This window comes from Nocardia sp. NPDC004711 (assembly GCF_053601595.1).
The window spans coordinates 19,220-45,453 of record NZ_JBSGCB010000062.1 but is presented as its reverse complement, the minus strand read 5'-3'; the positions used below and the strand labels follow the sequence as shown (position 1 = coordinate 45,453).

The following is a 26,234-nucleotide window of genomic DNA, read 5'->3' as shown; positions in this document are numbered from 1 at the left end:
GGGCCGGCGTCGCTGTGGTGGCCATGGATGTGGGCGTGGGGCCGGCGAATGATGGTGAGACGCCGACGATCATCGGCCGGAAGACGTGCGAGTGACCGGACCCCGTGATTCGGTCCAGCTGATCGAACTCATGGGGTCAGGTCGCGAGGACACGGCGAAGATGTATCGCGACATGGATATACGGCGCGCTGCAACCACATTCAGGGCGACCGGTATTACTTCAACAAGCCGTCTGGTGGTCTACTCGCGAAAGATGGAGCCGGGCAAATGGATCGGCAAGTCGCTGCTGCGCCCGTCCTACACGCACTGGCTACTGAAGGACGAGTTCCTGCGCATCGAGGCCGTCGCCGCCCGTCGCAACGGCGTCGGCGTGCCGGTCGCGACCGCCGCCGAGGGCGCGACACAGGGGTAGGCGGGCGACCGCATCACGATTCGCGGCGACGACGAGCCCGCGGTGGCCCTGGTGTATGTCGACGAGGGCGGCCAGGGTCGGGCTCAGCGTGGACCGTAGCTGAGTACGGCGAGGATGTCCGCCCACCACATGAGAGGCGAGACGAGGATCGGGTACTTCAGCAGCATTGGCCGGGCCCTTGTCAGCTCGGAGGATGTGCGCGAGCAATCGGCGTTGCCATGGCACGAGTCTGGTTGCGGAGGTACGGGTTTCGTAGGTCACGGTCAGAAAATGGCACCGACAACGTTGATGGTGGCGCGGGCGACGCGGTCCCAGTCTATGGCGTGGGCGGCGGCGGACAGGGTTTCGGGCATGGCGTGTCCTTTGGGGGTGAGGCCGGAGTACCGCGCGGCCTCGTCGCGGTGCCAGCCTCGCGCACCCGCAGCACTATCGCATGAACACAATTGGCCCCGACACCGCCGACCAGCTTGCCGCTCGCGCCAAGGCTGCTGGCGTCAACACTGCCGCCCTGGCCACAATCCTCGAGATGCCCGAAGTCTCGCAGCTCGACCCGGGTCCGGGCCGCCGCAAGATGGCCGAGGCCAGTCCCGAAGCAGCCGCCCGACTCGGAGCGATCTTGACAGAGCGCGAGCAGCTGTTCGACCGCCTTGTCGCTGCCTATCGCCGCCTTCTGGTCTCCAACCCCGAGGGTTACCTTCGCGTCCACCGCCGCGAATCGATCGAGTAACTGCGTGCGACGGCCGAGCAGCTCGAGGCCAAAGCCGCTCCGCAGCGCGGGCAGTGAGGCCGCGATGACAGACATGGACTCAGCTGCGGCGCGCCGGATCGCAGCAGCGAAAGCCACCGCCGACGCGGCTGAGGCCGCGTTCGAGGAGATCGTGCGAGCCGATGTCCCGGGCGGCATGGAGATCAAAGCCGTCGCCAGCGCTCGGTGTGAACAACCGCCAACGCGTCTACGCCATCCTTGGCCGCGACCCCGAGGGCGGCGCACTCACCAACCCAGCCCTGCCACGGTGTATCTGCGCGGACGCCACATGCCACAGACCGCGTGGGAATGTCTCGAACAGGCGATGTGGGCGCGCGGATGGGCCACCGTCAGGGACCGCGCCAGCGCCTGGCATCTCGCGCGCGGCGGGGCCCCGGTCGTGTTCTGCGACTTCTCGGCACACCCGGATTTCGAGATGCGGACCGTGCACGTGGGGCGGGTGCGTGCCCGATGGGAGACAATCGTCACCACCGGCGTCGTCGCAGATCTGCTCAACTCCGCTGATCGCATCAAATGGATCAACGCCGACTGGGCGCAACGGCCGGCCGAGCGGCCGACAGCCTTCGACAACTGAAGCGAGCACCAATTGAGCCCCGGACCGCGTGCGTCGGTCCGGGGCTCGTTCGGGGGTAATCGCCCTCGCTGGGTGCACCAGTTTTGGTTGACGGGTGCACCGTACAAGATCACGCGCCCGAGCCGGCGTCGACCGGCCGTCAAACCCTCGGATCGTTGACGAGCCGGAAGTCGTGCAGGCTGGTCCGGTCGCCGGTCGTGGTGAACTCGCGGCCGGCCACCTCCGAGGGCGGTATATCGCTGTTGCGGGTGATCTCGGCCGTGTCGAGGTCCATCGGCTCGCGGCCGGTGTGCCGAGGCGTGACGGCTTTGGCCTGGTCGCCGCGGGTCAGGATCACAGGCAGCATCGCGCGCCCGTCCGGCTGTACCTCGTAGGTGCGCGCGGGTTTGCTCCAATCCCATGGTTCGCTCACGCTTCCGATCCCCCAGTGCGGCCCACTCGGGCCGGTAGTCCTCGTGCTCTGCCCAGATAGCGGCGATCGGGGCGAGGTCGGCCTCGATCAGATGGTCGGTGTCGTGATGTCCCCAACCCTGCGTGATCCGTCGGGTCGTCGAGCCGATGAGCGCACGCCAGGCGGCGCACTCGCGCAGCACTTCGCGCGGGCTCGGTGCGCCGGGCGCGAAGTTGGACGAGTGCGCTTGATCGCCGCCGGGCCGCCGGACGAATCGGACGCGGCGCCGGACGAATCGGACCCACTGGTATTCGAGGTCGAATTCACCCGATGGGAAGAACTTTTCGAGATCGAGCGCCTGGTGCGCGACCGCCTCTCGCTCGGTGAGGCGGGCCTCCTCTCCTGCTGGTCACGACCGTGACGATCGGCTGATCATCGGTGAAAAGCATGGTGGCACAACGGACCTGCCGTTGTCGTCGTGATTTTCCGCGACCCCTGCCAGGATGGCGACGACCGAGGTCGCGTGATTGTTCCAGGGAGAGCAGAATCACATCGCGGATTCACTGGCAGGTAACCGTACCGGCGGTGGTTGTGCGGGTGCGATTCATCACCGGTTACCTGCCGGGTCTATCGTGGCGAGTGCTCGGGAGGAGCCGCGTCATGGAATTCCGACATCTGGTTTCGTTCATCATGATTGCCGAGGAGTTGCACTTCGGCCGCGCAGCGCAGCGCCTTCATCTCACCCAGCCAAGTTTGAGCGCTCAGCTCCAGAAATTGGAGAAGTCGCTCGGAGTCCAATTGGTCGCCCGCAGTTCGCACGAGGTCCGGTTGACCGCCGCTGGGCGCGAGTTCGAGTTGCAGGCCCGTCAGATAGTCGCCCAGATGGACCGGGCCGCGCGGGCGGCCAAGGCCACTGCCGAAGGCCGTGCGGGCACCGTCAATATCGGATACAACCTGCCGGCCAGCCGGTATGTGCTGCCGGAGACCTTGCTGCGCATGACTGAGCGCTATCCCGACATCGTGGTCTCGCTGTGGGAGAAGCGCACGGGACCGCAGCTGGCCGCGCTGTCGGACGGATCCCTCGACATCGCCCTGGTGTACGGCCACCCCAGCACGGTGGAGTTCCGCTACCGGCGGCTGTTGCACCGGGTACCGCTGGTCGCGGTCGTGGGCCGGCGGCATCGCTGGGCCGACCGGCCGGGGGTGCCGTTCTCGGAACTGCAGGGACAGGGCTGTGTGCTGTTCACCCGCGAGCAGTGTCCGGCCATGTACGACATCATCTTCCGGTGCGCCGCCCAGAGCCGGATCTCGCTCGATGTGGTCCATCACGCCGACGATCCGGGTGCGACGGCGCACATGGTGTCGGTGCGGCCGCTGGTCGGGTTCGCCTCGCTGCCGCGCGCGATCTCCATGGGAATGGGTGCGCCGGGCAGCAATTCGGTGGCGGTCAAATTATTGGATCCCGTGCCCACTCTGGATTTGTACGCGGTGTGGCGGGCTGAGGAAACGAATCCGGCGGTGGAGGCATTTCTCGATTCCGTGGAATCCGCAGAACCGGCACCACTCGATGATCCCCGCCCGGTTTCCGTGGCGGCGATTCGATAGGCAATGACTTTCGCGCGTTAGGAAAGCCGGTCGGGCGGCGTCGAGAATGATTGCCGCCCACCAGAATTCGTTTCGTGAACACTGCGCCTGTCACGAAGACCACGCCTGTCACGAACGCCGCATCCGGTGCCCCCGCGACGCGGGTCGCCGCCCGATCCGATACCGGAAACGGTGTCGAACCGGCCGTTACGGCCGGCCTGTACGAGATGGTCGCCACGGCCGCAGCCCGGCATCCCGATCGGGAAACCCTCGCCGACGGTGAGGGCACGCCCCTGACCTGCGCCGAACTGGACCGGCAGGTGCGCGCGGTGGCCTCCGCGCTGCTCGACCGGCGGGTGGCCGCCGGGGATCGGGTGGCGGTGCTGGGCCGGACCGGCCTGGCCTGGGCACTGCTGGATTGCGCGGTGCTGGCGATCGGCGCCGTGGTGGTGCCGGTGTATCCGACCTCCTCACCCGCCCAGATCGAGCACATCCTGACCGACAGCGGCAGTGCGTATTCCGCGGCGGAGACCGCGGACGACGCGGAGCGGCTCCGTGCCGCGTGCGCCGGCGAGGTCTGGACCTTCGAGGACATCTCCACCTGGGCGCGGGGGCCGGTGCGGGCCGACCTGGAGGAGTACGTCGCGCCGGTGCGGGCCGACGACCTCGCCATGATCGTCTACACCAGCGGCACCACCGGAGTGTCCAAGGGCTGCATGATCACCCACCGCAACATGTACGTGTCGTCGGCCAACACGGTTCGCCAGACCGGTGAGCTCTTCGACGGGGTCACCGCGCTGGCGCTGCCGCTGTCGCACGTGTTCGGGCAGACCATGCTGTTCGCCTGCCTGTTCGGCGGCGCCAGAACCCATCTGCTGCCGGGCATTCCGGAGCTGGTGGCGGCGCTGGCGCGGCTGCGGCCCACGTTCCTGTCGCTGATTCCCTACGCGCTGGAGAAGATTCGCAAGCACTGCCGCTCGCTGCTGACCCCGGATGCCGAGCAGGAAGCCGTGGTCACGGGCCTGCTCCGGTTGCAGAACGGCGACGTGCCGGTGGCCTCGGAGGATCTGGTGGCCGCCGCGCTGGGCGGCAGGTTGCGGTATGTGATCTGCGGCGGTGCGTCCCTGGACGATTCGACCGCCGGGTTCTACGCGGGCTTCGGCACCGTCATCCTGAACTGCTACGGCCTGACCGAGGCGGCCACCGCGGTGACGGTCAGCGCCCCGGCGACCAACCGGCTCGGCACCGTCGGCAAGCCGATTCCCGGGACCTCCGTGGGGATCGCGACCGACGGTGAGGTACTGGTCAGCGGCCCGCATGTGTCGCCCGGCTACTGGGGCGCCGCCGGTGAGCAGCGTGCGGTGGACGATGAGGGCTGGTTGCACACCGGGGACATCGGCGTCCTCGAGGACGGGTATCTGCGCATCACGGGCCGCAAGAAGGAGATCCTGGTGACCTCCGGCGGCAAGAATGTCGCGCCCGCCCCGCTCGAGGATCGGGTGCGGCTGCATCCGCTGGTCAGCAATTGCATGGTGGTGGGGGAGGGGCGGGCCTTCGTCGCCGCGCTGGTGACCCTGGACGCCGAGCGTGCGCAGACCTGGCGGCTCGAGCACCCCGACCAGGATCCGGCGACCGCCGTTCAGGTCGCCGTGGACGACGCGAATTCTCTCGTGTCCCGCCCGGAATCAATTCGCGAGTTCCGGATTGTGGCAGGCGATTTCACCGTTGCCAACGGATTGTTGACCTCGTCACTGAAATTGCGCCGCGCGGCCATCGCGGAAACCTATTCGGCCGATATCGATCTCCTCTACTCGACGAAGCGAAAGTGAATTGAGCATGCACGACGTCATCGTTGTCGGTACCCGGGTGTCGGGTTCCCCGCTGGCCATGCTGCTGGCGCGCAAGGGTTATCGGGTACTCGCGGTGGACCGCGCGCAATTCCCCAGCGACACCCCCTCCACGCACTACATCCACCAGGCCGGGCTGAGCCTGCTCCAGACCTGGGGTCTGCTCGACCGGGTGGTGGCCACCGGCTGCCCGCCGGTGCGGCACCTGAACTTCACCTACACCGACATCGACATCCGCGGCATGGCCGATCCGTCGGCCGACGGCATCGACGCCGTGTACTGCCCGCGCCGCACCGTGCTGGACAAGATCCTGGTCGACGCCGCCGGTGAGGCGGGCGCCGAGCTGATCGAGGGCTTCACCGTCACCGGCCTGCTGCGCGACGGCGACCGGGTGGCCGGTATCCGCGGTCGGGCGGGCGACGGGCCGGAGCAGGAGTTCCGGGCGCGCTTGGTGGTCGGCGCGGACGGCGCCAACTCGATCGTGGCCAAGCAGGTGGGCGCGCAGGTCTACGAGGGTTCCGCGGCCGCGTGCTTCGTCTACTACTCCTACTACGAGGGCCTGGACTGGGGCATGAACCACCGCACCGGTTTCGGTGAGCAGCAGTTCGCGGCCTGGCCGACCAACGACGAGCTGTACCTGGTCGCGGTCATGCGCAAGCGGGACCGGTTCCGCGAGTTCCGCGCCGACCCCGATGCCGGCGTGCAGGAGATCGTGGACCAGATCGACCCGGAACTCGGTGCGCGCCTGCGGGATACGGGCAAGCGCGTGGAGCCGTTCCGGCCCATGCTGTACCCCGACAACTACCGCCGTCAGTCCTTCGGCCCGGGCTGGGCGCTGGTCGGCGACGCCGGCTACCACAAGGACCCGTTCACCGGCTGGGGCATTACCGACTCCTTCAAGTACGCCCAGCTGCTGGCCGACCTGGCCGATGAGAGCCTGTCGGGCGCACGGCCTTTCGAGCAGACCCTGCCCGAGTACCAGCGCGAGCGCGACGCCCAGAGCGCCAGCACCTACGAGCTGACCCTGAGCATCTCGGAGCTGACCCTGACCCCGTACTACGACTCGGTGTTCCGGGCGACCAGTATGAGCCCGGACTACTCCAAGAAGTTCTTCGGCCTGATCGCCGGGCTCTACCCGCCGGAGAAGTTCTTCGGTGAGCAGGAACTGGCCGAGCTGTACGAGCTGGTCGGCTTCCCGGAGGCGGCGCGCCACGTCTCCAAGGCCGAGGCGTCGTTATGAGCACCCCGGGTCTGATCGCCCTGGGCGACAGCTTCACCGAAGGTCGCGGCGACCCGGCCGCGGCCGGCGGGTACCGCGGCTGGGTGACGCGGCTGGGCGGCCAGCTCGGGTTGCGTCCCGGCGCGATCCGCAATCTGGGCGTGCACGGCGCGACCACCGGTGACGTCCTGCGGCAGCAGCTGCCGCAGGCCGGGCGCACCGAGCTGTACGGCGTGGTCGCCGGGGTGAACGATCTGGTGAGCGCCTTCGATCCGGACGCGTTCGAGGACAACCTGAATGCCCTGTTCAGCACGCTGTGTGGCACGGGCGCCACGGTTTTCACCGCCGACTACCCCGATATCCCCGCGCGCCTGCCGGTTCCGGAGAACTTCCGGGGCCTGCTGCGCGAGCGGTTCGCCTTCGCCAACGCGGTCATGGCCCGGGTCACGGCCGCCCACGGCGTCCTGCTGCTGGATCTGTCGGCCCGCCCCGAATGGGAGCTGGCCGGCACCTGGACCGAGGACGGGCTGCATCCGAGCCCGTCCGGTCATCGCCTGTTCGCCGCCGCCGCGGCCGAACTCATCGCGTCCACCACCGCCACCATCGTCGCCGCCTGAGCGACACGGCTCACCACACTATGGTTCGAGAGGATTTTCCGTGACGGATGACAGACGCCTGGCGCGCGACCCGATTGCCATTGTCGGGATGTCGGGCCTGCTGCCCAAGGCGCGTAACCATCGAGAGTACTGGCAGAACATTGTCGACGGTGTGGACTGCACCGAGGATGTGCCGGCCTCGCGATGGAGCCTGGACGACTACTACGACGCCGACCCGGCGACGCCCGACAAGACCTACTCGCGACGTGGGGCGTTCCTGCCCGATGTCGACTTCGATCCGCTCGAGTTCGGGCTGCCGCCCAACCAGCTCGAGGTGACGAGCACCATGCAGACGCTCAGCCTCGGAGTGGCGCGCGATCTGCTGGCCGACGCGGGCGCGACCGGGTCGTCGTGGTACGACCCGGCGCGCACCGGCGTGGTGCTGGGCACCACCGGCCCGGTCCCGCTCATGCATCCCCTCGCGGCCCGGCTCTCGACGCCGGTGCTGAAGCAGGCCGCCCGTTCGGTGGGCCTGTCCGACGGTGACGCCGACGCCATCGCGGACCGCTTCGTCGCGGCTTTCGCTCCGTGGGAAGAGAATTCGTTCCCGGGCCTGCTCGCCAACGTGGTCGCGGGCCGGGTCGCCAACCGGCTCGGGCTGGGCGGCATGAACTGCACCGTCGACGCGGCCTGCGCGGCCTCGCTCGCGGCGATCCGTACCGCGATCGCGGAATTGCGCGACGGCCGTGCTGATCTGATGATCACCGGTGGCGTGGACACCGAGAACACCATCTTCATCTACATGTGCTTCAGCAAGGTCGGCGCGCTCTCGCACGGCGGGCGGATCAGCCCGTTCGGTGCCGGCGCCGACGGAACGCTGCTGGGCGAGGGCATTTCGATGCTGGCGCTGCGCCGGCTCGAGGACGCCCGTCGTGACGGGAACCGCATCTACGCGGTGATCCGCGGCCTGGGTTCGTCCAGCGACGGGCGGGCCAAGAGCATCTACGCGCCGGTGGCCGCGGGCCAGCGGGTGGCGCTGGACCGCGCCTACGCCGACGCCGACTGCTCGCCGGCCGACGTCGAGCTCATCGAGGCGCACGCCACCGGCACCGCGGTCGGTGACAAGACCGAGCTGACCGCGCTCAAAGGGCTGCTGTCCGAGGCGACTCCGGAGACCCGGTTCGCGGCGCTGGGCAGCGTGAAGTCCCAGATCGGGCACACCAAGGGCGCGGCGGGCACCGCCAGCGTCATGAAGCTGGCGCTGGCGCTGCACCAGAAGGTGCTGCCGGGCACGATCAATGTCGACGCACCCAATGCCGAGATCGCTTCCGGCACCGCGCCGTTCTACGTGAACTCGCGCACCCGCCCGTGGATCCTGGACCCGCAGCGTCCCGTGCGCCGGGCCGCGGCCTCGGCCATGGGCTTCGGCGGCACCAATTTCCACCTGGTGCTCGAGGAAGCCGACGGCGAGCGCACCCCGCTGCTGCATCGCACGCCGCGCGCGCACCTGTGGCACGCGCCGGACGTGGCGGGCCTGATCGACGCGGTGCGCGGGAGCGAGGGCAGCGACGGCGGCGACATTCCCGAGCAGCACGCGCGCGTCGGCTTCGTCTCCCTCGACGACGACGCGGCCGCGGATCTGCGGGTGCTGGTGGTCGACGAGTTGGTGCGCAATCCCAAAGCGCCGCAGTGGGATCACCCCGAGGGCGTGTACTTCCGCGCCGTCGCGCTGGCCGACCGCAAGGTGGGCGCGCTGTTCGCCGGGCAGGGCAGCCAGTACGTCGACATGGGCGCCGATGCGGCACTGAACAACCCGCTGGTGGGCGCGGCGTTCGACGCCGCCAACGCTGCCTTCGCGCAGGCGCCGGTGCGGTTGGGCGCGGTGGTCTTCCCGCCGCCGGCCTTCGACGACGAGACCCGGGCCGAGCAGGACGATGTGCTGCGCCGTACGGAATTCGCGCAGCCGGCCATCGGCGCGCTGTCGGCCGGTCAGTTCCAGGTGCTCGCCGAGTTCGGTTTCCGGGCCGACGGCTACCTGGGGCACAGCTTCGGTGAGCTCACCGCGCTGTGGGCGTCCGGTGCGGTCGGCACCGAGGACTTCTTCACCCTGGCGCGGGCACGCGGCGCGGCCATGACGGTCCCCGAGGGCGTCGAGGCGGGCACCATGGTGGCCGTCGGCGCCGCCCGCGAGGAGGTCGAGCAGGTCATCGCCGAGGTCGAGGACGTGTGGATCTGCAACCACAACGCCCCCGATCAGGTGGTGGTGGGCGGCGGCACCGACGCGGTCGCCGCGGCCACAGCGCTGTTCACCGCGAAGGGCTGGATCACCAGGGCGCTGCCGGTATCCGGCGCGTTCCACACCCCGTACGTGGGGCACGCGGTGGAGGCGTTCGGCGCGGCGGTGGCCGAGGTGGAGATCGGGACGCCCGACGCCACCGTCTACGCCGACACCCGCGGCGCGTCCTACGGTGCGGACCTCGAGGCCAACCGGGCCACGCTGACCGCGCAGCTGAGCAATCCGGTCGAGTTCTACGACGCGCTCACCGCCATGCGGGCCGACGGCTGCACGGTGTTCGTCGAATTCGGTCCCAAGCAGGTGCTGACCTCATTGGCGCGGCGCACCTTCGGCGACGAGATCATCGCCATCGCCACGGATTCCGGTCCGATCGGCAACGGCGACCTGGCGCTCAAGCGGGCTGCGGTGCGCCTGGCCGTGCTCGGCTTCGACCTGCGCGGCATCAACCGCCACGGCGCCGCCGAGCCCGCCGCCGCGGCCGCCAAACCCGCTATGGCGGTGAGCATCTCGGCGCCCGAGTATGTGCCCGAGGCCCGGCGCAAGGCCTACGCGGCCGCACTGTCGGACAGCTACCAGCTCTCGGTCGCGGCCCCGGCCGCCGCCGCTCCGGCCCCCGCTCCCGTCGCCCTGGCGGCCCCTGTGGCTCCGGCCGCGGCCGCCCCGACCGGCAACGGTCACCACGCCAACGGCACCCATGCCCCCAGTACCCTGGAGAACCCCGTGACCGCGGAACCGCAGTACCGCATTCCCACGCCGGGCGCGCTGGACAGCGCGCTCGTGCAGCACCTGCACACCCACCGCCACTACCTCGACGGCCAGCTCGAGCTGGCCCGCGATCTGGCGGGCGCGCTGTACCACGGCCAGGTCGACGAACTGCTGGTCCGCGCCATCGAGGCGGTCAAGGACCACGGCGTCGCCATCAGCGAAAGCCATTCCCGCGCCGGTGATGTGGTGACGCGGCTGGCCGAGCTGGAGGGCGGGTCCGGAGTGACCCGCGCCCAGTCGATCCCGGTCTACGCCGAATCCGCCGCGAGCACCCCTGCGCTGACGCCGACCTCTCCGGCCGCCCTGGCGGCGCCCGCGCCCGTCCTGGCGGCTCCGGTCGCGGTGGCCCCGGTGGCCGCTCCGGTCGCCCCGGCACAGCCGGAACCGGTTGCACCCGTCAGTGTTCCGGTGCAGCAGGCGGCTCCGGTCGAGCAGGCCGCCGCGGCGCTGTCCGCGGACGCGGTGCGTCAGGCGCTACGTGAGGTGGTTGCCGACAAAACCGGCTATCCGGTCGAGATGGTCGACACCACCATGGATCTGGAGGCGGATCTGGGGGTGGATTCGATCAAGCGGGTCCAGGTGATCGGCGCTCTGCAGGAACGCTTCCCGGAGCTGCCGGTGCTCGGCCCGGAACAACTCGGCACGCTGCGCACACTCGACCAGGTCGTGGACGAGCTGGTCGCCGGTGAGACCGCCGCGCCCGCCCCCGTCGCCCCGGCTGCCGATACCACTCCGGCCGCGGAGGTCGCGTCCTCCGCTGACGGCATCTCCGCCGACGCGCTGCGCCAGGCGCTGCGCGAAGTGGTCGCCGACAAAACCGGTTACCCGGTCGAGATGGTCGACACCACCATGGATCTGGAGGCGGATCTGGGGGTGGATTCGATCAAGCGGGTCCAGGTGATCGGCGCTCTGCAGGAACGCTTCCCGGAGCTGCCGGTGCTCGGCCCGGAACAACTCGGCACGCTGCGCACACTCGACCAGATCGTGGGCGAGCTGGCCGGGGGTGATGTCCACCCAAAAGCTGAGGCCGCGGCCGAAACGCCGCGGCACGTCGTCGAACTCGTCGAGCTGGCGGCGGTGGATCCGGCCGTGGATCCCTACCGCCCGGCCGGGCACGCCGTGCTGGTGTGCCTGGACGAGTCGGCCGAAACCGACTGTGAGGCCATCGAGGAACTGCTGCGGGCCCGCAGCTGGTCGGTGCGCCGGGTGTCCGGCCCCGACGCGGTCACCGGCACCGGTCCGGTCGACGCCTGCGTCGTGGTCGCCGGTGTGGCGACCGAATGGGTACGGGCACAGGCCATTCTGACCGACGCCATTCTGGTGGCCGGTCAGGTGCTGCCCCGGTTGCGGGCGGCGACCGGCCGGGCCGGGTTCGCGACCATCACCCGGCTCGACGGCCACCTCGGCTTCCGCGGTGACGCGGAGCCGGTGGCGGCCCTGCTGGGTGGCCTGGGCGGTCTGGTGAAAACCCTGGCCGCGGAACAGCCCGCGCTGTTCTGCCGGGCCCTGGACATCGACCCGCGGATACTGCCGCACCGGCTGGCCGAGGTCGTGCTCGAGGAGCTCTGCGATGCCGCGGTCGACACCACCGAGGTCGGCGTGGATGCCGCCGGCGTGCGCCGCACCCCGGTGCCGAGCCGGCACGGTGCCGCCCGGACCGTCGAGATCGTCCGTGCCGGAACCGATTTCGGTCCCTCCCTGCTGACCGAGGCGGACACCCTGGTGGTGACCGGCGGTGCGCGCGGCGTCACCGCGACGTGCGTGCTCGAACTGGCCCGCACCAGCGCCTGCCGCTTCGTGCTGCTGGGCCGCACCGAGCTGGCCGAGGACCCGGAGTGGGCGGCCGGTGTCGCCGACGCCGACCTCAAGCCGGCCGCGGTACGTGCCCTGGCGGGAGCGGGTGTCAAGCCGCGCGACATCGACCGCGCCTGCGGTCAGATCCAGGCGGTGCGCGAAATCCGGTCCACCCTGGCAGAACTCGGTGACCGGGCAACCTATCTGGCGGTGGACGCGACCGACACCGAGGCGCTCGAGGCCGCGCTCGCCCCTTGGCGCGCCGCGGATCCCGACGGCTCCGACCGCGCCCGTCCCGGCGTCATCACTGGTGTCGTGCACGGTGCGGGCGTGCTGGCCGACTCGCTGATCCCGGACAAGACGGCCGAATCCATCGGCCGGGTGCTCGGACCCAAGCTGGCCGGGCTGGCCGCCGTCCTCGACGCCGCAGGCGACCCGCGCCACCTGGTGCTGTTCACCTCGGTGGCCGGACTGTTCGGCAACACCGGGCAGGCCGACTACGCGGCGGCCAACGAGGCGCTGGGCCGGTTCGCGGTCAGCTGGGGCGCCCAGGATCCGGACCGCCGGGTCACTGCCCTGGACTGGGGTGCCTGGGACGGCGGCATGGTGACTCCCGCACTGCGGGAACACTTCCGGTCCCGGGGCGTACCGCTGCTGGCCCCGGCCGCCGGCGCCGCCGCGTTCACCGCGCAGTTCTCCGCCGCCCGCCGTCGCGAACCGGTGCTGCTCATCGGTTCCGCCACCGCCCTGTCGGCGGCGAGCGTGGAGCCGGCACGGGTGCGGGCCCGACGCGGGATCGTGGAGCTGGTGACGGAGCCGGTGATCGAGGCGCACCGCATCGGTGAGCACATCGTGCTGCCGGCCACCTTCGGGCTGGGCGCCATGGTGAACCTCGCCGAACGCACCGGGCCGGGCCGGATCGTGGTGGGGGTGCGCGGCTTCCAGGTGCTCAAGGGCCTGGTGTTCGATCACCCGATCCCGGGTATCGAGGTGGAACTCGAGCCCGCCGATCCGGTGGAGGGCCGGATGGCGGTGCGGGCCACCGTCTTCGGTGACGGTGCCGCCCGGTTCCGGGCCGTCCTGCTGCTCGGCGGGGAGCCCGAAGCCGCTGCCCGGCAGCAGGTTCCGGCCGGTCCCGGCAGCGACGCGAGCTACGTCTACCGCGACGGCATCCAGTTCCACGCGCCCGCCCTGCAGGGGCTGCGCGCGGTGCGCTCGGCGAGCGAGGAGGCCATCGTCCTGGAATGCGCGTTGAGCGCGGATCCGGTGGCGCACGGCAGCTTCGCGAGCCGCCTGCACGATCCGGTCCAGGCCGATCTGATCCTGCAGTCCCCGCTGGTGCTGGGACACCGGTTGCTCGGTGCGGCCTGCCTGCCGCTGGGCGTCGGCCGGATCGACTACCACCGAGCGCTGCCGGCGGGCGAGCCCTTCCTGGTGGTCGTCGACAATCCCCGGGCGAGCCGGATGGAAGCCCTGATCGACTCGACCGCACTGGCCCTCGACGGCACGGTGCTGCAACGGTTCTCGGATGTCGCCGTGCTCACGACACCGGATCTGACGGAGAAGTTCCAGACCTCGGTGAGGGGGTGGACGGCATGACAGTTCTCGACTTCGACGGCATCGCCTTCGATCCGTCGGGCACCCGGCCGCAGGCCGTGGCGGCGCCCACTGCGGCGGCGCCCGCCGTGCCGGAGCAGGTGACACTGGTTGCGGCGCAGGCGAGCTCGGCGCTCGCCCCGGTGCACGCGCCGCAGTCCGATGCCGGGCCGGTGCATCCGGTCGCGGCGGACGCGATCGCCGCCATCCGGGCCGGCGTCATCGAGGCGCACCGCGCGGCGCTGACCGCGCAGACGGCGCTGCAGCGGGAAGTGTGGCGGCGGGCCCGCGCGGCGGCAGTGGGCGACCAGGACGCCGTCCACGCTGTCTCGGCGGCTGTGGCGGTTCCGGCCGGCGCGCAGCAGGTTCCGGTCGCGGCGAGCACTCCGGTGTTCCTCGCCCCCGAGGGCGGCTTCAAGCCCCTGGCCCGCACCGCGGTGTCGCGGCTGGACCGGGCCGCGCTCGAACGGCTGGCCGCCGGTGAGATGAGCGCGGTGTTCGGCCGCACGCATCAGCGCACCGGGGTCGTGGTGACCGCCCGGCTGGCGGCCACCACGCCGCTCACCCTCACCGAGGTCGAGTCGATCGAGGTGTACGGCGGCACCGGCAACGGTCGCGTGGTGGCGCGGTTCGACGGTGATCCGCGGGCCGCCGCTCTGCAGGCGGCGGAGGTGTTCGCCGTGTACACCGGGATGCCGCTGTGCCTGTCGGGCAGCACGCTCACCGGCGGCGTCGGGGAGACCGAGGCCGGATTCGGCAGCGGCATCGTGGATCTGGTGGTGGACCGGCTCGATCTGGTGCCCCGCCCGTTCCTGCAGGCGACCGCCACCCTCGACGGCTGCGCGTCGCTGGGCGTCACCGTGATGGTGGCCGAGCGGCTCGGCGCAGAAGTCGGCCCGGGCCAGGCGGTGCCGCGGGTGCTGCTCAACGAGTTCCACATGGCGCACCTGGCGCGCGGCGACCAGGCCATCGCCCTGGGGCCGGAATTCGCCGAGTACACCGGGGTGCGGGCGACCCGCCTGCCCACCGGCGGCCTGCTGCTGGTGGATCGGGTGGTGCGTTTCGACGGTGAACGCGGCAATCTCGAATCCGCTTCGTACGACACCGAATACGATTCGCCAGCCGATTCCTGGTACTACGGAGACACCGCCAACGACTCCATGCCGCACTTCGTCTACATGGAGACCTCGCTGCAGGCGGCGCTGCTCATGGGCTACTATACGGGGCCGACGCTGACCCAGCCGGGTACCACCCTGAGCCTGCGCAACCTGGGCGGCACCGCGACCGTGCTGCGGCAGATCGATTTGCGTGGCCAGACGATTCAGCAGTCCTCGCGGCTGCTGTCGACCACCATCCTGCCAGGCTCCTCGCTGCAGACCTTCGACTACACCCTCAGCGTCGACGGTGAGCCGTTCTATCGCGGCGAGACCATGTTCGGTTACTTCAGCGATCAGGCGCTGGGCAACCAGACCGGTCTCGATGCCGGACGGTACGTGCCGAGCTGGCTGTCGGAGCATCCCGAGACCGCCCCGCGTGTCATCGACGTGGCCGCGCGCCGCGCCGATCCCGCGTCGCCGGCCTGCTCGCGTCGCAAGCTGGCGCTCATCGACCGGGTCGAGGTGGTCGACGAGGGCGGCAACTACGGTGCGGGCTACCTGCGTTCGCTGCGCACCATCGATCCGCAGGACTGGTTCTTCGCCCGGCACTTCCACCTGGACCCGGTGATCCCGGGTTCGCTGGGTGTCGAGTCGGTGATCCACGCCGTGCAGGAGTGGATGCTCGACGCCGGATTCGCCGACGGCCTGGCCGATCCGATGTTCCGGATTCCCCGCGACATCGCCTTCAGCTGGCGCTACCGCGGCCAGTTCCTGCCCACCGACGGCACCGTCGAACTCGAGGCGCACATCAAGTCGGTGCACCGCGGGCCGCACGGCGCGACCGTGGTGGTGGACGGCTCGCTGTGGAAGCCGGGCCTGCGCATCTACGAGCTGATCGACCTGGCCATCGAACTCGCCGACCGAAAGGCGCTGTCGTGACCACCCTCCAGAATCCGGCCGCCGACACCGCCGAGGAGATCGCCGCACTGCTCGGCGACCTGGACCGCCCGTGCTGGATCATCCGGCACGACGGCCGGGTCGCCGCCACCGCCGACGAGGGACTGGCCGCCCGCGGCCGGATTCTCGCGGCGGTGGGGCCGCTGCCCCCGGAACGCCTGGGTGACAGCGCCTTCCGTGCCGCGCACGGGGTCCGGGCCGCCTACGCGGCCGGGGCCATGGCCAACGGCATCGCCTCGCCCGAAATGGTGATCGCCATGGCCGAGGCAGGCTACCTGGCCAGCTACGGCGCGGCCGGGGTGCCGCCGGCCGGGGTGGAGACCGCCCTGGCCGAGCTGTCCACCCGGCTGCGCGGAAAGCCCTACGCCGTCAACCTGATCCACAGCCCGTCCGAGCCCGCCCTGGAACGTGCCATCGTCGATGCCTGCCTGCGCCACGACGTGCGCTGCGTGGAGGCCTCGGCGTTCATGGACCTCACCGCCGAGGTGGTGCGCTATCGGGCGGCCGGGCTCGCGGTGAATCCGCAGGGGGGCATCGAGATCGGGCACCGGATCATCGCCAAGGTGTCGCGTGTCGAGGTGGCCGAGCTGTTCCTGCGACCCGCACCGCAGCGACTGGTGACGCAGTTGGTCGAGAGCGGCCGCATCACCGCCGCCCAGGGTGATCTGGTCACCCGGGTGCCGATGGCCGACGACATCACCGCGGAAGCCGATTCCGGCGGTCACACCGACCGCCGCCCGCTGGTGGTGCTGCTGCCCGAGCTCATCGCCGCGCGCGACCGCGTCGCGGTCACCGTGCCGGCCGCCGCGACGGTCCGCATCGGCGCGGCCGGCGGCATCGGCACCCCCGACGCCGCCGCGACCGCCTTCGCCATGGGCGCGGCCTACATCGTCACCGGTTCGGTGAATCAGGCCGCACGCGAGGCGCATCAGTGCGAGGCCACCAAGCGGCTGCTGGCCACCGCGCAGTTCGCGGACTGCGTGATGGCGCCGTCCTCGGACATGTTCGAACTCGGCGTGCAGGTGCAGGTGTTGCGGCGCGGCACCATGTTCGCCACCCGCGCGCAGCGCCTCTACGACCTGTACCGCGCCTACGACGGCATCGACGCCATCCCGGCCGAGGTCCGCGCCGACCTCGAGGCCACCCTGTTCCGCCGTCCGCTGCAGACGGTGTGGCAGGACTGCGTGGCCTTCTTCACCGAACGCGATCCCGCGCAGCTGGTTTCGGCCGAACGTGATCCGAAGGCGCGGATGGCGTTGATCTTCCGCTGGTACCTCGGCCTGTCCTCGGGCTGGAGCATTCGTGGTGACGCCGAGCGGGTGGCGGACTACCAGATCTGGTGCGGCCCGGCCATGGGCGGGTTCAACACCTGGGCGGCGGGCAGCTATCTGGCCGCGCCCGCCAACCGCGTGGTGGCCGATATCGCCGATAAGCTCATGACCGGGGCGGCCTACCTGACTCGCGTCGCGCAGTTGCGCACCGCCGGGGTGCGGCTTCCGGCTGCGGTCGCCCGGTACCTGCCTCGTCCGATGGAGGATCGATGACACTCGACACCGGCACCTCGGCCGCCACCACCTGGATGGTGTGCCCCGGGTGCGCGGCCATGATCTACGTCAAACGCTACGAACGCGGCAACCGGGTGTGCCCGGAATGCGAGTGCCACGGCATGCTCACCGCCCCGCAGCGGATCGAGCTGCTGCTGGATCAGGACAGCGCCGAGCCCCTCGCCTACGCGGCGACCGTGCCGGATCCGCTGGTATTCACCGACTCCCGCCCCTACCCGGACCGGCTGGCCGACGCCCGCCGCCGGACCGGGCTCGACGAGGCCGTGGCATGCGTGCGCGGCACGCTCGGCGGGGTGGCGGTCGTGATGGCCGCCATGGACTTCCGGTTCCTGGGCGGCAGCCTCGGCAGCGCGGTCGGCGAGGCGGTGACCACGGCCGCGGAAGTCGCACGGACCGAACGCCGTCCGCTGATCCTGGTCACCGCCTCGGGCGGGGCGCGGATGCAGGAGGGCATCGTCGCCCTCATGCAGATGGCCAAGACCAGCGACGCGCTGCGCCGCCTCGACGACACCGGTGTGCTGACCGTCTCGGTCATCACCGATCCCACCTACGGCGGCGTCGCGGCCTCGTATGCCACCTCCACCGACGTGATCATCGCCGAACCCGGTGCGCGCCTGGGGTTCGCGGGTCCCCGCGTCATCCGCCAGACCATCGGCCAGACGCTGCCCGCCGGGTTCCAGACCGCGGAATTCCTGCTCGAGCACGGCGTCGTCGACATGATCTGCCACCGGTCGGCGCTGCGCGAGCGACTGATCCGGCTGGTGGGCATGACCGTGCGCCCGGCGCGACCATACGTCAACGACGCCGAGGCGGTGTTCACCGATCCGGTCGCGCTGGCACCCGCCGACCCCTGGGAGCGGGTGCGGGCGGCCAGGCGCCTCGGCCGGCCCACCACCTTCGACCACATCGCCGGGGCCTTCGAGGAGTTCGTCGAGCTGCACGGTGACCGCCTCGCCGCCGACTGCCCGGCCATGGTGGCCGGACTCGCCCGCCTCGACGGGGTGCCTGTTGCGGTGATCGGCACTCAGAAGGGCCATACCGCAGCCGAACTGGCCGCGCACAACTTCGGCATGCCGACGCCGCCGGGCTACCGCAAGGCCGCGCGCGTGCTGCGGCTGGCGGCCAAGCTCGGCCTGCCGGTCGTCACCCTCATCGATACCGCCGGCGCCTACCCGGGCATCACCGCCGAGGAGCAGGGGCAGGCGGTGGCCATCGCCGAGAACCTGAAGCTGCTTGCCGGCCTGCCGGTTCCGGTGGTCGCGGTGATCACCGGTGAGGGCGGCAGCGGGGGAGCGCTGGCGCTGGCGGTCGCCGACCGGGTCCTGGTGTGCGAGAACGCCGTCTACTCGGTGATCAGCCCCGAGGGGTGCGCGTCGATCCTCTGGCAGGATGCCGCCGCCGCGCCCCGTGCCGCGCAGGCGCTGCGGGTGGACGCCGCCGCCCTGCTCGAACTCGGCATCGCCGACGCCGTCATCCCCGAACCCGAGGGTGGTGCGGATCGGCAACCGGCCGCCGCCACCGCGCTGCTGCGCCGCGCGGTGCGGCAGGCGGTGCACGAACTGCGGGCCTGGTCCGCGTCCGACCTGCGCGCCCACCGGCACGCACGCTTCCGAGCCTTCGGCGTCGCCCGAAACGCTTTGCAGGAGAACCGATGACCGACAACGGCAGCATCCTCGTCCGTCCCGACAGCACCTCGTCCGCGTCCGGCGCGGGCGCGGTGAGCGCCGCCGAGGCCGACCACAGCCTGGCGGTCCTGGCCCGGCACACCCTGGCCGTGCGAGCGGGCATCGTGCCCGCTCCGACCACGGTGATGGTGGCCAACGGGCCCGTGGTCCTGCACGTGAGCTGGGACGGCGGCCGCACCGACGATGCGGTGGTGGCCCAGCCCGCCGGGCCCGTCCAGCCCGCGGTGGCCGCCGCTGCGCCGGAGGCCGGCGTGACCGCTGCGCAGCCGGAAAACGGTTCGCAGACAGTGACATTCACCCTGGACGCTGAGACCGTCGGCGTCTTCTACCGGTCGCCCGAGCCCGGTGCCGCGCCCTTCGTCGCCGAGGGCGACCCGGTGCGCGCCGGTCAGCAGGTGGCGATCGTCGAGGCCATGAAGCTGATGATCCCGGTGACCGCGGATCGCGAGGGCGTGGTGGCCGAATTCCTGGTCGAGGACGGCGAATCCGTGGAGCACGGCCAGCCGCTGATCGTCTTCGAGGTGCTGCGGTGAGCCCGGTCGCCGGGGTGACGCGGCCCATCCGCAAGCTGCTGGTGGCCAATCGGGGCGAGATCGCGGTGCGGATCATCCGCACTTGCGCCGAGCTCGGAATCGCCACCGTGGCAGTGCATTCGGCCGCCGACCGGGACTCGCTCGTGGTGCGTATGGCCGACGAGTCGGTGCAGATCGGTCCCGGCCCGGCCAAGCGCAGCTACCTGTACGTGCCGGCGATCATCGAGGCCGCCCGCGCCACCGGCGCCGATGGCATCCACCCGGGCTACGGATTCCTGTCGGAAAACCCCGATTTCGCCGAGGTCTGCGAGGCCGAGGGCCTGGTGTTCGTCGGCGCCCCGGCCGCGGTGATGGCCCGGCTGGGCGACAAGTCCACCGCTCGCGCCCTGATGGCCGACGCGGGCCTGCCGCTGTTGCCCGGTAGCCGCGACCCGGTCGACACCGTCGACGAGGCCCGGGACCTGGCCGGTGACATCGGCTACCCGGTGATCCTCAAGGCGGTGGCCGGTGGCGGCGGCCGCGGCATGCGGGTGGTCCGCGATCCGGGCGACTTCGCGGCCGCCTGGCAGCAGACCCGCGCCAACGCGACCGCCGTCTTCGGCGACGGCCGCCTCTACGTGGAGCGCTACCTCGAACCGGCCCGCCACGTGGAGGCCCAGATTCTGGCCGACACGCACGGCCGGGTGGTGCATTTGGGCCTGCGCGACTGCTCGCTGCAGCGTCGGCACCAGAAGCTGGTGGAGGAGGCGCCCGCTCCCGGACTGTCGGACGAGCTGGCCGAGCGGATCGGCGCGGCGGCCGTGCGCGGCGCGGCGGCGGCCGGATACGTCGGGGCGGGCACGGTGGAGTTCCTGCTCGACGGCGATGGGCAGTTCTACTTCATGGAGGTGAACTGCCGTCTGCAGGTGGAACATCCGGTCACCGAGATGATCACCGGCATCGACCTGGTGGCCGAGCAGTTGCAGATCGCGGCGGGACAGCGGCTGACCGTCGAGTCCGGCGGGAATCCGCGCGGCGTGGCCATCGAGTGCCGCGTCAATGCCGAGGATCCGGACCGGGAATTCGCCCCGGCCCCGGGCACTCTGACCGAATGCGTGCTGCCGGGCGGCCAGTTCGTCCGGGTCGACAGCCACATCTCGCAGGGCTATTCCATTCCGCCGCACTATGATTCGCTGCTGGCGAAAGTTGTGGTGTGGGCTCCGGACCGGGCCGCGGCCATCGACCGCATGCGGCGCGCGCTCGCGGAGACCCGGATTCGCGGCGCCGGTGTCGCCACCACGGCGGAGTTCCTGCACGATGTGCTCGATCATCCCCGCTTCCGGGCCGCCGCCCACGACACAGCCTTGATCGGTTCACTCACCGGCGCGGTGAGGGCGCGGGCATGATGGAAGGCGGCCGCCTGCAACGCGAAGGAGCCCGCGCAGATGACCGTCGGCGCCTGGGCGCAGCACCCCACCGCCCGCTTTCTCGCCCATGACATGTTCGACTCACTGCGGCGGTGGACCGATGCCATCCCCGCCGGCGAGATCCCGCTGAAGTCGACGCTCACCGCCATGGACGCGGCGGGCGTCGACCACGCCCTGCTGTCTGCTTGGTGCGCCCCGGAGGGCGTCCTGATCTCCAATGACGAGGTCGCCGCCTGGGTTGCCGAGGCGCCCGACCGGTTCTCCGGTATCGCCTCGGTCGACCTACGCCGGCCGATGACCGCGGTCCGCGAACTGCGCCACCGGGTCCAGGACCAAGGTTTCAAAGCCCTGCGCGTGCTGCCCTGGCTGTGGGAGGTCCCGCCCACCGACGCCCGCTTCTACCCGCTGTACGCCGCCTGCGTCGACCTCCGCATCCCGTTCTGCACCCAGGTCGGCCACACCGGCCCTCTGCGCTCCTCGGAGACGGGCCGCCCGATCCCCTACATCGACCGCATCGCCCTGGACTTCCCCGAACTCACCATCGTGTGCGGCCACGTCGGCTACCCATGGACCGAGGAGATGATCGCAGTCGCCCGCAAACACCCGGGCGTAGTAATCGACACCTCCGCCTACACCACCAAACGCTTACCCCCAGAACTGATCTCGTACATGAAGACCCGCAGCGGCCGCCGAAAGGTGCTGTTCGGCACCAACTTCCCGATGATCTTCCCCGACCATGCCCTGGCCAGCCTCGACGACCTGGCCCTGGAGGACGAAACCCGCACCCTCTACCTGGACGGCAACGCCCGCCGCATCTTCGGACTGTGACGACTCTCGGTACCGCACCACCGCACCCGCATCAATGCCCCCCGGAATTCAGGGCAGTCCACACTTGTGAAATCAGACCGTTTCGCCGTTTCGGGCATCGAACTTCAATCGACCTGACTGAAAACGATTGGGGTTATCCATGAATGTGACGACCGGGACATGGCACCGGACCAGCTGGGCGGCGACGGTTTCCGTTCTGGCCGCGGCCTCGACCGTGGTGGCTGTGCCGGTGGTGTCGGCGTAGGTGATCCATCCCGCCGCCCGCGTCGAGCGGCTCGGCCGACGCAGGCACCGTCGAGATCGACGGCGGACCGCAGGCCTATTTCGTGGGGTCGACCTATAACCTCGATGCCAATATGGGCGCGTCGAATATGTAGGGCACCCCGACGATCAGCTTCTACGACAACGGCACGTGTGTCAGCAGCACCATGCTGGTGCCGACAGGCGGCCTGTTTCCGAGGTTCACGAGAATGCCCTGGGTTCCGGCCACCGCCGGCACTCACACGCTCCAGGCAAAGACGGATTTCATCCCGAAGGAACTCGTCGTGACGATCCAAGCCGCCTCCGCGGGAACCACGCCCGACCCACAGCCAACCCACGACCCCTGCGGAGGCCTCGGCTCCGGCTGCGCGGGACTCTGAGCCGCGAGAACGACTGGGGCTGTCCGGGATTGATGTGCGCCATGACGATCCGCGCAACGCAACCGCCGGATTCATAGGATCCGACTGTTGTTCAATGTGATGCGTCTGCACCACGACCGTTCACAGCACGGGTGAAAGACACCGATAGTGGTCGACAGACTCGGGCCCGCCGGAACGCGCGATGCCCTGTGCCTGGCCCTTCACATCGGCGACCGGCTCTACGGCACACGGGCATCGCGACATGGATTGAGCCCTGACGGTCTCGCGATGCATAGTCACGCTCCGGCCAGCGCCGATGCCTGCGCTTCCCGCAGCGACCGCACCGCCGCCAGCATCCAACCCGTGTTCACCGTGGATGAAGGCCCGTCACCGCGACCGCGATATCACCGCGCAGACCGACGTACGTTCATTCGTCGACACGACGCTCACCGATGGGCCGAAGAGGTTGGGGCACAGTGCCGCAACCATGTCCGGAGTCACCCGGAGCATCGTCGAACTCGAGGAGCTATTGGATTGGTGGAGAAGCCGTGATCAGCCGAGATGGTGCACGACCGCAGTGGTACGAGCGCAAGTCTGGTTGGCTGGGATGCCTGGCGTGTGTGACGTGGAAAGCTGGAGCTCGACGGCGATCCACACTGCGCCGACGGCCACCAACGCTCCCCAGCCGATGCGGGCCGTGTGCGGCAGTAAGAAGTGTGGAAAGTACAACACCATCGCCGTAGCCAGCGGGACGCCACTCCACCGGCGCAGTGTGCCCGATCGCCAGATGGCGACGGCTGCAAGTATCGCCGCTGCGGCGATGAGGATCAGTCCGAGGGCGAAGATGGTCAACGCGATCGGACTCATCCGGAAGTCCTGGCCGATCGTCATCAGTGAGGCGTCACCATCGGCGACGGCACGGGCACCGATGGCACGAAGCCCGTAGACCTCCGCGCCGTAGTACGAGATGGAAAGCGCCGATCCGATGAAGCCCAGTGTTGTTGCGAGGTAGGCCAGGCGCTCGGTCGTATTGTCCGCCAGGCTGTTTCGCAGAGCGTCCCAGCCAAGCGGAATCAAGACCAAGCCGACGATGGCGGCAACATGGCCGATCGACCAGCCCGGCGAAGCCCAGGCTGCCGCGCCCTCGAGAGTGTCCTCCGCAGTACGCGGAGCAACGATCTCGTAGACCAGGAACAGGACACCGGCCAGGGCAAGACCCCAAGCGCCGATGCGAGCGCGTGATTCGTGGACAGGCACGACTAACCCCCGCGAGGATCCGAACAGAAGAGAGAGCGTTGATCTCTCTCGAGAGAAAGAGTCCCACACGTCGTCATCCAAAACAAGAGCGCCGCTCTCGCTCATACGCGGAGACCGACCGAGATTGATGGCACGGTAGGACGTGCTCGGCCAGCACGATACGAAACCGCCGGTCGCCGCGATAGAGGAACTGCTGACGTTCCATGCGTTTCGCGACGTCGGCGACTGCCTTGGGTCACCATCGGAGTCGTCCCAGCCGTCGCTGAGATTCCGCAGCAGACAACCAATTTCGTCATGTTCGACGACCGCATGGCCACCGTCGAGACCATCACGGCCGAGCTGACGATCACCCAGCCGCGCGAAATCACGGTGTACGGACGGACATTCGACATGCTCACCGGCCTGTCCACCACCGCTGACCCCGCCCGCACACTCATCATCGCTCGCAGCCGGCCGGCGACACGCGGGCACTCAGTAACGGTCGTCGAGTTCGTCGTCGTCCACCTGGCACACCGAGTCGGCGAGCCGCGCCAGCCCGCGCCTGTAAGCGTCGCCGGTGTGACCGCGGCTGTAGGCTATCGTGCGCCCTGGAGTCGGTCGGCGGTGCGGTTGAGTAGGTGCGCCAGCGCGCGCAGTTCGACAGCGGTCAGTTCGGTGTCGTTGTCCGCGATGTTGAGGTCGGCCCACTCTTCGAAGAGCCCCTCGGGGGTGTATGCCCCTTCGATCCGGATCCGGACCATCGCCGCCTGTGCCAGGTTCGTGCCCGAGATGGCCAGCTCCTCGGGGGCGCTGCGGTGCAGTGGCTCAGCGTCGGGGTCTGCGGCGTTGAGTAGATGTGTTCGAAACACCTTCACTAGTCAACCCTGTTGTCGAAATTGATGTTGTCGACTTCAGGCGAGGGTCTACATCGTCCGGCCCGCCGCGGGGCTACATCGGCGAAGCCTGACGCGGTTGATGGATGAATCCTGACGTCACGGTTCAGCTTGACATCCGGGAGTAGCCGGGTCGGTCAGCGCCCTATGCGGCTAGTAAGTGACTGGTGTCAGGACCTGATCCCGGCCTGGATTCGGTCCAGGTGCCCGGGTGGGGCCGGCTGCCCCAACTACCGGTTCTGGTCGACACCGCGCAGCGCTATCGCAGCGAGCAGGCCGCCCTGCTCAAGGCCGCCACGGATACCGCGGCGGGCCAGAGTTTCACCCACGGCGGCCGCGAGTACCGGCGGCCGCTGCCGGGGGCTTCCCAGGACCCGAGCCGCCTGGCCAGTCGAGCGCCCGATCTCATCGAGGACCTCGTTGCCGGCGCGGTCGTCGATATCGCCAGATCCGAACACGAGGCATTCTGGTCTTGGGCGATCATCGAGGTATTGCGCCACACGGGAATCCGCGTCGAGGAACTGCTCGAGATCACCCATCTCGCGCTGGTCGCCTACACCCTGCCCGCGACCGGCGAGATCGTCCCGATGCTCCAGATCGTACCGTCGAAGAACAACGACGAACGCCTACTGCTGGTCAGCCCCGAACTGGCCAGCGTGCTGGCATCGATCATCTCGCGCCTGCGCGCCGACAACGACGGCGCCCTGCCGCTGACCGCGCGTTACGACGGGCACGAAAAGGTCACCGGGCCGCCGCTGCCGCACCTGTTCCAGCACCGCACCGCGAACGGCTGTGGAAGACCTTCAACTATTCCACGGTCCAGAAGTTCCTGTCCGACACCCTGGCGCGGACCGGCCTCACCGACGCCGCGGGCGCGCCGCTCTGCTACACACCCCACGACTTCCGGCGGCTGTGGGCCACCGCCGCGGTCAGCAACGGCCTGCCGGTCCATATCGCAGCGAAACTGTTGGGGCACAAAAACACCAACACCACCCAAACCTACGTGGCGGTCTTCGACGAGCACCTCGTACGCTCCTACCGGTCCTTCCTCGACACCCGGCGAGCACTACGCCCCCAAGCCGAATACCGCGAACCCACCGAGCAGGAATGGCGCGAATTCCAACAACACTTCGAACTACGCAAACTCGAACTGGGAACCTGCGCGCGCCCCTACGGCAGTCCATGCCGCCACGAGCAATGGTGCATCCGATGCCCGAGCCTGCAACTCGACCCCCGCGCCCGCCCGCGCCTGACCGAGATCATCGCCAACCTGGGCGACCGCATCACCGAGGCGAAAACCAACGGATGGACCGGAGAAGTCGAAGGCCTGCGCGTCAGCGTCAATGCCGCCGCCACCAAACTCGCCAGCCTCGATCAACTCCACGAAAGAAGCTCCTGCACAACACATCTCACAGAACTCGGCATGCCCGTCATCGAGAGCGAACCGCCACCCTGACCCGCGCGACGTCAGTATTGGCCGATTCGGACAACGCACAATACGGCTACCAACCGTGCACGACTGACGAGCCCAGTCGGGCGAGATGATCTCAGCCCGTTGATTTTCAATGGGGATG

Annotated in this window: 18 protein-coding genes and 2 pseudogenes; 15 read left to right on the top strand and 5 right to left on the bottom strand. The window is 69.7% G+C overall.

Annotated features, from left to right (window positions below; translation table 11 throughout):
* Nucleotides 1–172: 172 nt before the first annotated feature.
* The 3 genes and pseudogenes from ACWEKS_RS40705 to ACWEKS_RS40695 form a co-directional block, all read left to right on the top strand.
* Nucleotides 173–406: pseudogene (locus ACWEKS_RS40705) on the top strand (phage portal protein family protein); the annotation flags it as partial.
* A 439-nt stretch (nucleotides 407–845) separates the two neighbouring features.
* A complete protein-coding gene (locus tag ACWEKS_RS40700; RefSeq protein ID WP_452345056.1) occupies nucleotides 846–1,139 on the top strand; it encodes a hypothetical protein in 294 nt (97 codons plus the stop codon).
* A 307-nt stretch (nucleotides 1,140–1,446) separates the two neighbouring features.
* Nucleotides 1,447–1,752 carry a hypothetical protein gene (locus ACWEKS_RS40695; RefSeq protein WP_452345055.1) on the top strand — a complete coding sequence of 102 codons (306 nt, stop codon included), beginning with the start codon at nucleotides 1,447–1,449 and terminating at the stop codon, nucleotides 1,750–1,752.
* A 139-nt stretch (nucleotides 1,753–1,891) separates the two neighbouring features.
* Here the strand turns inward: ACWEKS_RS40695 and ACWEKS_RS40690 are convergent, their stop codons facing one another.
* Together ACWEKS_RS40690 and ACWEKS_RS40685 are read right to left on the bottom strand one after the other, a co-directional pair.
* Nucleotides 1,892–2,164, bottom strand: a complete 273-nt coding sequence (locus ACWEKS_RS40690) for a hypothetical protein (RefSeq protein WP_452345054.1) — start codon at nucleotides 2,162–2,164, stop codon at nucleotides 1,892–1,894.
* Nucleotides 2,165–2,243: 79 nt separating this feature from the next.
* A pseudogene (locus ACWEKS_RS40685) lies at nucleotides 2,244–2,480 on the bottom strand (hypothetical protein); the annotation flags it as partial.
* A 323-nt stretch (nucleotides 2,481–2,803) separates the two neighbouring features.
* On the opposite strand from ACWEKS_RS40685, the gene ACWEKS_RS40680 reads away from it, so the two are divergent.
* The 11 genes from ACWEKS_RS40680 (at nucleotide 2,804) to ACWEKS_RS40630 (ending at nucleotide 21,911) form a co-directional block, all read left to right on the top strand.
* Complete coding sequence (locus ACWEKS_RS40680; RefSeq protein WP_452345053.1) at nucleotides 2,804–3,748, top strand: LysR family transcriptional regulator; 945 nt, start codon at nucleotides 2,804–2,806, stop codon at nucleotides 3,746–3,748.
* Between the two features lie 74 nt (nucleotides 3,749–3,822).
* Entirely contained in the window at nucleotides 3,823–5,556 is a 1,734-nt protein-coding gene (locus ACWEKS_RS40675) for an AMP-dependent synthetase/ligase (protein WP_452345052.1), read from the top strand.
* 7 nt (nucleotides 5,557–5,563) lie between these two features.
* Nucleotides 5,564–6,814 (top strand): NAD(P)/FAD-dependent oxidoreductase, encoded by a 1,251-nt coding sequence (locus tag ACWEKS_RS40670; protein ID WP_452345051.1) that lies wholly within the window; start codon nucleotides 5,564–5,566, stop codon nucleotides 6,812–6,814.
* Nucleotides 6,811–7,410 carry an SGNH/GDSL hydrolase family protein gene (locus ACWEKS_RS40665; protein ID WP_452345050.1) on the top strand — a complete coding sequence of 200 codons (600 nt, stop codon included), beginning with the start codon at nucleotides 6,811–6,813 and terminating at the stop codon, nucleotides 7,408–7,410. The genes ACWEKS_RS40670 and ACWEKS_RS40665 overlap by 4 nt, the downstream gene beginning before the upstream one ends.
* Before the next feature lie 40 nt (nucleotides 7,411–7,450).
* On the top strand, nucleotides 7,451–13,843 hold the full coding sequence (locus ACWEKS_RS40660) for a beta-ketoacyl synthase N-terminal-like domain-containing protein (RefSeq protein ID WP_452345049.1): 6,393 nt from the start codon (nucleotides 7,451–7,453) through the stop codon (nucleotides 13,841–13,843).
* Nucleotides 13,840–15,876: a beta-ketoacyl synthase gene (locus ACWEKS_RS40655; protein WP_452345048.1), complete on the top strand. Its 2,037-nt coding sequence runs from the start codon at nucleotides 13,840–13,842 to the stop codon at nucleotides 15,874–15,876. The genes ACWEKS_RS40660 and ACWEKS_RS40655 overlap by 4 nt, the downstream gene beginning before the upstream one ends.
* Nucleotides 15,873–17,438, top strand: a complete 1,566-nt coding sequence (locus ACWEKS_RS40650; protein ID WP_452345047.1) for a PfaD family polyunsaturated fatty acid/polyketide biosynthesis protein — start codon at nucleotides 15,873–15,875, stop codon at nucleotides 17,436–17,438. The genes ACWEKS_RS40655 and ACWEKS_RS40650 overlap by 4 nt, the downstream gene beginning before the upstream one ends.
* Nucleotides 17,435–19,114, top strand: a complete 1,680-nt coding sequence (gene accD / locus ACWEKS_RS40645) for an acetyl-CoA carboxylase, carboxyltransferase subunit beta (protein ID WP_452345046.1) — start codon at nucleotides 17,435–17,437, stop codon at nucleotides 19,112–19,114. Before ACWEKS_RS40650 ends, accD begins: the two co-directional genes overlap by 4 nt.
* The gene (locus tag ACWEKS_RS40640; RefSeq protein ID WP_452345045.1) at nucleotides 19,111–19,677 is read left to right on the top strand and encodes an acetyl-CoA carboxylase biotin carboxyl carrier protein; all 567 of its coding nucleotides are present in this window, start codon (nucleotides 19,111–19,113) and stop codon (nucleotides 19,675–19,677) included. Before accD ends, ACWEKS_RS40640 begins: the two co-directional genes overlap by 4 nt.
* On the top strand, nucleotides 19,674–21,062 hold the full coding sequence (locus ACWEKS_RS40635; RefSeq protein ID WP_452345044.1) for an acetyl-CoA carboxylase biotin carboxylase subunit: 1,389 nt from the start codon (nucleotides 19,674–19,676) through the stop codon (nucleotides 21,060–21,062). Before ACWEKS_RS40640 ends, ACWEKS_RS40635 begins: the two co-directional genes overlap by 4 nt.
* A 39-nt stretch (nucleotides 21,063–21,101) precedes the next feature.
* Nucleotides 21,102–21,911, top strand: a complete 810-nt coding sequence (locus ACWEKS_RS40630; RefSeq protein WP_452345043.1) for an amidohydrolase family protein — start codon at nucleotides 21,102–21,104, stop codon at nucleotides 21,909–21,911.
* 1,172 nt (nucleotides 21,912–23,083) lie between these two features.
* Here ACWEKS_RS40630 and ACWEKS_RS40625 read toward each other — a convergent pair.
* From ACWEKS_RS40625 to ACWEKS_RS40615, 3 genes are all read right to left on the bottom strand, one after another.
* Nucleotides 23,084–24,259, bottom strand: a complete 1,176-nt coding sequence (locus ACWEKS_RS40625) for a hypothetical protein (RefSeq protein WP_452345042.1) — start codon at nucleotides 24,257–24,259, stop codon at nucleotides 23,084–23,086.
* A 104-nt stretch (nucleotides 24,260–24,363) separates the two neighbouring features.
* A complete protein-coding gene (locus ACWEKS_RS40620) occupies nucleotides 24,364–24,642 on the bottom strand; it encodes a hypothetical protein (protein WP_452345041.1) in 279 nt (92 codons plus the stop codon).
* Nucleotides 24,643–24,890: 248 nt separating this feature from the next.
* Entirely contained in the window at nucleotides 24,891–25,199 is a 309-nt protein-coding gene (locus ACWEKS_RS40615) for a hypothetical protein (protein ID WP_452345068.1), read from the bottom strand.
* Here ACWEKS_RS40615 and ACWEKS_RS40610 point away from each other — a divergent pair.
* Nucleotides 25,133–26,116: a tyrosine-type recombinase/integrase gene (locus tag ACWEKS_RS40610; RefSeq protein ID WP_452345040.1), complete on the top strand. Its 984-nt coding sequence runs from the start codon at nucleotides 25,133–25,135 to the stop codon at nucleotides 26,114–26,116. The genes ACWEKS_RS40615 and ACWEKS_RS40610 overlap by 67 nt on opposite strands.
* Nucleotides 26,117–26,234: the final 118 nt, after the last annotated feature.